The sequence below is a fragment of the Chryseobacterium koreense CCUG 49689 genome (assembly GCF_001045435.1).
Lineage (GTDB): Bacteria > Bacteroidota > Bacteroidia > Flavobacteriales > Weeksellaceae > Kaistella > Kaistella koreensis.
In genome coordinates this window covers 1-8284 of record NZ_LFNG01000037.1, presented here as the reverse complement: position 1 = coordinate 8284, position 8284 = coordinate 1, and the positions used below count along the sequence as shown (strand labels likewise).

Sequence of the window (8284 nt, the reverse complement as noted above, 5' to 3'; positions counted from 1 at the left end):
TTCACGGTATAGGATCCTGTCGTATGGGTAACGTAGGTGTTGCCGCTCGCGTTGGCGATCAATGTGTTGTCGACATACCACTCGTAGGTGTAGCTTCCGTTTCCTCCGCTGGCTGTGGCGCTAAGCGTCACGTCACCGTCGTGGCATAGAATTGGGCCGCCGGCCAAAGTTACCGCAACCTGGGTAGGGTTGGTCAGGCTCACAACATTCGATGATGCCGAAGAACATTGTTGAGTTGTATCAGTAACTATTACGGAATAGCTACCCGGACCTGTTGCCTGGATAACATTGCCGCCTCCCGGATTGGTGAATGGAGAACCATCTTTTGTCCAAGCATAGCTATAATTTCCTGAACCTCCAGTTACCGTCGCAGTAATTGTAGCAGTTCCGTCATGACATAAAATAGGACCACCAGAAAGCGTTACCGTTGGAGGAGATTTTATGGTACCTGTTACGGGAACTCTGGTACTTTCGCAATTACCTACATTTGAAAAACAAGATGCATAATAGGTAACGTTCGTATTGGTATTGACAGAAATAGAATTTCCATCTGCAGAAACTCCATCAGCTTGTCCCAATGGCTGTCCGCCAGAGGCAGAACTGTACCATCTTACACCACTTCCGTTTATACAAGTTGCAGACATTGTCACGATTCCCGGTCCACATCTTTCACCATTCACAACGCTAGGTGCAGCAGGTTTAACGTTAAAATTACCTGCAGCAAAATCTTGAAGTGAAGCTGTAATTGAAGCTGAGTTTCTTGTTTCTAACAAAAAGCTGCCTATACAAGTGCCGATTCCCAATGTGCCAAGATCTACATAACCTTCAAAAAATGAACCTGTAGCGTATACATTTGGAGGTGGGATACCAACACTGGGAACATTATCACCTTGATAAGTCCATCCCGGGTAAGCTGGCGTATTTTGATAGGTACTGTTTACAAAGCCATTTGAAGTAGTTGTAATCAAATTTAAAGTACCATCTGAACCACCAGATCCAACCCATTCATAAATTCTTAAAGTTGAAACACCTCCACCATTGGTAAAATTTGAGAGTACGAGTATGTCTCCTATTTGGTGTTGGCCGGTAAATTTAAAATTAGAATTTGGAGCTACCTCATCACGAAAAAACCAAAAACCTATCTGTGCATTTCCATTGATAGCGGTTCTGTCTCCAGAAAAATAAAGTTTGTTTCCTATTAATACAGCCGCTGCATTACTAATATCGCCTTTGCTGTTGGTTTGCCCATTCTCCCAAGCCCAAGTGCTTATTAAATTGGGGTCACTTGATCCTTGAGTAAAAGAATCGTCATTAGTTTTATTCGCATCACGAATGTGAATTGAGTAGGTATTGGACTGCAGGGCGGCAGCCCAATCATTAGTTTGTCCATCTATCGTTATCAGTTGCGCTTGTATTTTCTGCGAAAACAAAAGCGTAAACAAGAACGAGATGATCATTAACAAAAATGAAAATTTACATTTCATATTGAATAGATTTTGTAGTTATTGTAAGAAATGTGCAGAACCACTGAATGGCTCATTGCTTCAGCTGAGAATATAGGCCGTAGTGAAAGTACTAGGCTTGGGGCAGAGTAAATTTACTGATGCCTTTATTCTAAAATGTGACTTGCGATTTAAATCTCCTGATTTGGCGATTAGAAAATAGAATAAGAAAAATGAGTGTTGCTTTTTTTCATCTGTGTGTGTGTTTTTTGGTTATTGCATGCAAAGGTACATTTTAATATCTGTTAAAAGTAACCGTGAAAACACCCATTTTTAGAAAATATTTTTCCACAAAACCACCATAAAATTATAAAAAAAACGACCTAGAAGGCGTCTGGTAGAAAAAAGATAATACACCCCACTTAGTAGAGCAAAGAAATAACTACAAAAAGGATCGGAAAAATTTGTCGCAGCTGGTATCAAATTGCCGAACAAGATCTGGTGTGAAATGCATTTCTGGCTATCCCCAAAAAGCACCGCAACTTTTGCCGTGAAAAGAAGTTCTAAAAAACAGCTGTTGTCTTCAATCATCACCTCACGGTTCAGCGCAGCAATTCTCAGCAGCAATACCACTCAAAATCTCATTCCAAAAAGTTATTTTTTAAATGATTACAGATGCAGGCGGATCAGCCAGCCCCGAATGTGGATAAAAAATTACTTCTCCTCATCAAAATAAAGCCGGTAATACTTCCCTTTCTCATCCTGTCCCGTTTCAATTTTTTTGCGGTCGCCGTGCACATAAATATGGAAGTTTTTGTCAAGCTTGATCACACTTTTGAAACCGCGACTTTGCTTCTTCACCGCAGATTCATTAATGGCGAAATCCTCCGAAATTGAAACCTGCATCTCGTTTTCGTAATCAGATTTGAAGTTGCTGAAACTCTCAATCACGTTTTTGTCTTCCAGAACTTCATTGGCAAACTCATCAAAATCAAACTTTTCCTTTTCTTTAAAAAAATTGATGGATTTATTCAAAAAATCCGCTTGGTCAGCCTTTGAAACCTCGAATTCTTGCGGAAGTTGGTGGGTGATGAAATCTTTGTAAACGGCAAGCGTTTCCTGGGTATGGAAATACTCATCGTCGCGCTGTTTTACTTTCAAGAAATCCTCAAACCAATAGTACATGTCGCCATTCTTATTATTATCGATCACAGAAACAGCGAATCCTGTTTCCTTAAAACTATTATAAATGATGCAGCCTTTGTCGAGCTTTGAAAGTCCGATTCCATAATCCTTTTCAATCTCGAAAGACTCATTCTGCGGAAAAATCTTCAAGAATGGGGTTTTATTCTCGGTCTTAAAAATCCCAATGGAATCTATTTTGTTTCCGTCAGCATTTTCTTCTCCTTCAAAATAAGCGACGAACAGTTCACCGCTTTGAACTCGCGGGTTTTCAGTGATTTCATAGAGATGTTTAGCAATATTTTCAGCTTCCCAAACAAATTTTCCCTTATCCTCAAATATCTCAGCAACTGACGAATAAACCGGATTATTCACCAAATAAGAATCACTATAAAAACGGAACTGTTCCTCGGATTTGAATGCCTTTAGAAAAAATCTTCTAGCAATTCCTTCATTTCATCATCCAGCATCAATTCTTCCTGCGCAAGGATCAAGGATTCCTGATTGATTTTGTTTCCAACTCTGTGTACGATAATTTTGCTGAGCATGTCAATACTTTTTGTGGATGCAAAGATAATTTTAAACCATGAGGTCACAATACGAATTGTGAACTGCAAGACCGGAATTCATGAAATATCCCAAAAAAACCATTGCAGATCCAAAGCGGATTTGCAGAAAAAAAACCGGGGATTATTCCTCGGTTTTCTTTGATTTGGTCGCTTTTGGTTTGGATTCGGCCGCTTCAGCTGCCGCTTTTGGAGTTTTCTCCGCTTTCGCCTCCACCGGTTTTTCCGCTTTTGGCTTCGGTGCTGCTTTCGGCTTGGCTTCCTTCACAGGTTTTTCCATCGTTGCTACCGTTGTCGCTGATTTACCCGCCTTTCTTGGTCTCCTTTTGCCATAAGTTCCGGCGGTAATTTTTCCCCTCCTTGATTTTTGATCTCCTTTTCCCATAATTAATAGAATTTTGTTAATTGATTTAAACAAAGTTAATTAAAAAACATTCAATCAAAACGCTAAAAATTCATAAAATTAGGGCGTGCCCCTCTCCTGCCCCAAACCCACGGCTCGGGTCGGGCTTTCCATGGCTCCACTTCGTTCCGGTGCTCCGCTCCGCTGCGCACTGCTCCCTTCGGTCGCACCATTCCAATCCCTCACGCAAAGCGAGAAACCTTTCCAAAGCCTCGCCTAAATCGAAAAAACTTCCCGCTTCCACCCAAAAATCCTATCTTTGCAAACGGTATTTTTGACTTCAATTATCCACCTTAAATCTACCTGTCGGCAGACGGGCTTTAAACAAAACTTATGTTCAGAACGCACACCAACGGAGAATTATCCCTAAAAAACATCAACGAGAATGTCACCCTTTCGGGTTGGGTTCAAACCATCCGAGACAAAGGTTTTATGGTTTGGATTGATTTGCGCGACCGTTACGGAATCACGCAGTTGGTTTTTGACGAAGACCGAACCCCAAAAGAAATTTTGGAAAACGCCAAAAAGCTTGGGCGCGAATTCGTGATCCAAGTGAATGGAAAAGTGATCGAGCGTGCTTCCAAAAACCCAAAAATCCCGACCGGTGAAATCGAGATTCTGGTTGAAGATCTGAAGATCCTGAACGCATCCGAACTTCCGCCATTTACCATCGAAGATGAAACCGACGGCGGCGAAGAACTCCGTATGAAATACAGATATCTGGATATCCGCAGAAATCCGGTAAAAGACAAACTGATCTTCCGCCACAAAATGGCGCAGAAAGTGCGAAATTACCTTTCAGACCAAAACTTCATCGAAGTGGAAACTCCCGTTCTCATCAAATCAACTCCGGAAGGCGCAAGAGATTTCGTGGTTCCGAGCAGAATGAATCCGGGACAGTTTTATGCATTGCCACAATCTCCGCAAACTTTCAAACAATTGCTGATGATTGGCGGAATGGACCGTTATTTCCAAATCGTGAAATGTTTCAGAGATGAAGATTTAAGAGCTGACAGACAGCCGGAATTCACCCAGATCGATTGCGAAATGGCGTTTGTGGAACAGGAAGATGTCCTGGAAATTTTTGAAGGAATGACCGCAACTTTATTGAAAGATATCACCGGAAAAGATTTCGGAAAATTCCCGAGAATGACTTTCGCAGATGCCATGAAAAAATACGGAAATGACAAACCGGACATCCGTTTCGGAATGGAGTTTTGCGAATTGAACGATCTGGTGAAAGGCAAAGACTTCAAAATTTTCGATGATGCGGAATTGGTAGTCGGAATCAATGTGGAAGGTTGCCCAGATTATACCAGAAAACAAATCGACGCACTGATTGATTGGGTAAAACGCCCGCAAATAGGCGCTTCCGGAATGGTCTGGATAAAATATCAACATGACGGCGTCATCACTTCATCCGTAAATAAATTTTACTCGGAAGAAGATTTGAAGAGGATTGCAGAAAAATTCGGCGCAAAACCGGGCGACTTAATTTTTGTAATGAGCGGCGACGCGCATAAAGTGAGAACCCAGCTTTCCGCTTTAAGGATGGAACTTGGAAACCAGCTCGGATTGAGAAAAGGGGACGAGTTTGCTCCGCTTTGGATTGTGGATTTCCCACTTTTGGAATGGGACGAAGAAACCGGCCGTTATCACGCGATGCACCATCCGTTTACTTCTCCGAAACCGGAAGATGTCCATTTATTGGAAACCGACCCCGGAAAAGCCAGAGCGAATGCTTACGATTTAATCCTGAACGGAAACGAAATCGGGGGCGGTTCTGTGAGAATTTTCGATAAAGATTTGCAGGCCAAAATGTTTAATTTATTAGGATTCACCAAAGAAGACGCAGAGGCGCAGTTCGGGTTTTTGATGAACGCTTTCCAATACGGAGCTCCGCCACACGCCGGTTTGGCCTTAGGTTTCGACCGTTTGGTTGCGATTCTTAACGGAAATGAAGTGATCCGCGATTATATCGCATTCCCGAAAAATAATTCCGGAAGAGACGTGATGATTGATGCGCCAAGTCCGATTGCGGATGAACAGTTGGATGAACTAGAGTTGAAATTGGATTTAAAAGCATAAATTAGAAGCGGAGATTTTTTCTTCGCTTTTTTTTACTACTCATATTGGTATTCTTATTAAACATTAAAAAAATTAATTACTTTTCAGTGATAAACCATCTCCTTCTTTAGCCATGAATGAAAAAACAATAATTGAGTTTCTTTTTAACGAAAATACAGAAAGGGCAAGTCAAAAATTCCTCTTCAAGTACATATGGAAAAAGAATTTTACTGAATTAAAAAAATCAATAATTTATGCAGTTATTTTTTTAACTGTGGGCTTTCTTCCCTTAAAAGGGTTTGATAAAAATGCAGTACCTTATATTTTTAAATATATTGGATTTCTCTATATTGGGTATATCTTCCTCCTGATTTATCTATATAAATATTCTAAAAAGAAAACCGACAAAATAATTGAAGAAACCATTAAAGATTTTAAAAACAGTAATGATCAAACTGTTCGCATCATTTTAAAAGAAAATTCTTTTGAAATTACAAATGTATTTAATGTTTTTGGTTCAATTTGGGAAAAAACAAGCTATAAATTTGTTGGTGATTATCTTATCGTCCAAATGTTGGAAGACAGATTAAGTTTTATTTTTACAAAGCGAGAATTCAACAATTCTGATTATGATATTTTAATAAAATATCTTCAAAAATATTCTAAACAAAAAAAATAATTCCGGAAGAGACGTGATGATCGATGCGCCAAGTCCGATTGCGGATGAACAGTTGAATGAACTTTTCTTAAAAGTAGAAACTAAATAATAAAAAGCGGAAAATTAATTTTCCGCTTTTTTTGGGTAATTTAGAAACTAAATTTTCAGGATAATGATAAATGATTTTTCCCTTTAATATTGGGAATGATCGGAAATGAGAACGGTGTTGGCATTATTATTCATCCGCTATTTCGCTCTCAGTTTTTCCTTAATCGCCTCGATATTTTTCTTGGCGGAATCTTCAAGGATTAAAGTTGCGCTCATCAAAATTCTTTCAGGCATCAACTTTTCGAAATGCTCCGTCCCTTCCCAGGAAACTTTTTTAATTAAAGCGAGCGCGTCAGAACTTCTTGAAGACAATTTCCCAAGGAAATCAAAAATTTCTTCATCCATTTGCTCAATCGTATGCGAAACCGAATGAAAGACGTCGCGTCTCACGCACCATTCCGAACTTCTGAAATCCGCATCGATGGACATGGCCTCATAAGCCGACTTCCCGACTCTCCTTTCCACATAAGGTCCGATTACAAATGGCCCAATTCCTAAGTTAAGCTCGGTCAACGCAATTGACGCGTCCCGTGTAGCGAAACAATAATCTGCGGCACAAGCGATTCCCACTCCGCCGCCGGTGGTTTTTCCCTGAACCCGCACGACGACAAGTTTTCCGCAACTCCGCATCGCATCCAACACTTTGGCAAATCCGCCAAAAAACTTCTTCGAAGTTTCCAAATCCTGGATTTCCAGCAGTTCGTCGAAACTTGCTCCGGCGCAGAAAGCTTTGTCACCAGCTGATTTCAGGAGGATTGCTTTTACTTCTGGTTTTGCGCCTTCATCCAAAATGGTTTGTGCGAGTTTTTCTAAAATATGTCCCGGCAACGAATTGCTTTTCGGGGTCCCAAAAGTGATTTCTGAGATTTGGTTTTTAATTTCTGAGGTTACGAATCCGTTGTTCATTATGCTTTGTTTAATGCGATTAAATATTTATCGATGTATAATTGTTTTTCTTTGCTTTTGTACTGCTGAATATATCTCGGATGTTCCAAAACCGTCATTTTGCCGAACAGTTTTTCGCGGTCGTTGATTTTGTTTAAAAAAGCGGCATTTTTCACGCCGAGCACAAAAACTTCAGCAGTGTCCAGTCCAAGACTGATATGTTTTTTCAAAGATTCTACCATAAAATCCTCCACATTGCTGAAAAGATCATTGTCATCATAATAATTGGCATTCAGATAGATGCCGTTTTTGGTATGTTTGGTTATGGCCAACGGGAAAGGTGAGTTGATATAAAATTCGCTGTAAAATTGTTCTGCACCGCCGAAAGCTTCAATCATATCATATATGAAAACGGAGGAAACCTCATGCGTTCGCGCTGATTCCATCTTTATTCCACAGGCGCTTTCAAGCCGTTTGGTATCCGTGAACGGAACCCCCGTAACTCCTGCTCCGTGGCGGCTTGGATTGATTCCGATAATGAATTTTCTGCACCGATGATCCTGGTAGAATTTTTCATAAAATCGCTGCATCACAACCAGGGTTTCCGGATTTTCGAGAAATGGGTTCATGACCTGAAAATCTTTTGGAAGTTTTCCTGTAAACTTTAAATTCCTGTTGAATGCTACCACTTTTTCACCGAAGGTTTTTTTCATGTACTATTTTTCTAAATTATTCTGTGTAGATCTGTGAAATTCGTGCGCTAAATTACACACAGATTTCACGGATTTGCACAGATTTTTTATCGATATCCGTTTATTACTCTAACAATGTTACCTGGAATATCATCGGTATTAAAATTTACTAACAATCCCAAATGAAATGGGATACTGACTTTCTGTTTTTAAACCCTGACTTTCAAGTTCGATAACCAAGGCCCTTTCATATACACTTTCCAATAATCCTGAGCCGAGCG

The 8284-nt window shown here is 40.2% G+C and carries 7 protein-coding genes and 1 pseudogene; 2 read left to right on the top strand and 6 right to left on the bottom strand.

The genetic code is table 11. The annotated features are described in order from the left end of the window. The 3 genes and pseudogenes from ACM44_RS14210 to ACM44_RS15975 all read right to left on the bottom strand — a co-directional run. The coding region (locus tag ACM44_RS14210; protein WP_456064324.1) for an immunoglobulin domain-containing protein at positions 1 to 1484 on the bottom strand (1484 nt) is incomplete at its 3' end. Positions 1485 to 2156: 672 nt separating this feature from the next. Then, positions 2157 to 3172 (bottom strand): annotated as a pseudogene (locus ACM44_RS14200) (nucleoid-associated protein). A 142-nt stretch (positions 3173 to 3314) separates the two neighbouring features. Further along, positions 3315 to 3575, bottom strand: coding sequence for a 30S ribosomal protein THX (locus tag ACM44_RS15975; protein WP_048500722.1), 261 nt, complete (start codon positions 3573 to 3575; stop codon positions 3315 to 3317). A 351-nt stretch (positions 3576 to 3926) separates the two neighbouring features. Between ACM44_RS15975 and aspS the strand changes: the two genes are divergently transcribed. Together aspS and ACM44_RS14180 are read left to right on the top strand one after the other, a co-directional pair. Then, positions 3927 to 5681 (top strand): aspartate--tRNA ligase, encoded by a 1755-nt coding sequence (aspS, locus tag ACM44_RS14185; protein WP_048500720.1) that lies wholly within the window; start codon positions 3927 to 3929, stop codon positions 5679 to 5681. 112 nt (positions 5682 to 5793) lie between these two features. Further along, a complete protein-coding gene (locus ACM44_RS14180; protein WP_048500719.1) occupies positions 5794 to 6339 on the top strand; it encodes a hypothetical protein in 546 nt (181 codons plus the stop codon). A gap of 225 nt (positions 6340 to 6564) precedes the next feature. Here the strand turns inward: ACM44_RS14180 and ACM44_RS14175 are convergent, their stop codons facing one another. The 3 genes from ACM44_RS14175 to ACM44_RS15815 all read right to left on the bottom strand — a co-directional run. Then, a complete protein-coding gene (locus tag ACM44_RS14175) occupies positions 6565 to 7332 on the bottom strand; it encodes an enoyl-CoA hydratase/isomerase family protein (protein ID WP_048500718.1) in 768 nt (255 codons plus the stop codon). Continuing rightward, on the bottom strand, positions 7332 to 8024 hold the full coding sequence (locus tag ACM44_RS14170) for an SMUG2 DNA glycosylase family protein (RefSeq protein ID WP_048500717.1): 693 nt from the start codon (positions 8022 to 8024) through the stop codon (positions 7332 to 7334). Before ACM44_RS14170 ends, ACM44_RS14175 begins: the two co-directional genes overlap by 1 nt. 138 nt (positions 8025 to 8162) lie before the next feature. Further along, the coding region (locus ACM44_RS15815; RefSeq protein ID WP_407637860.1) for a GxxExxY protein at positions 8163 to 8284 on the bottom strand (122 nt) is incomplete at its 5' end.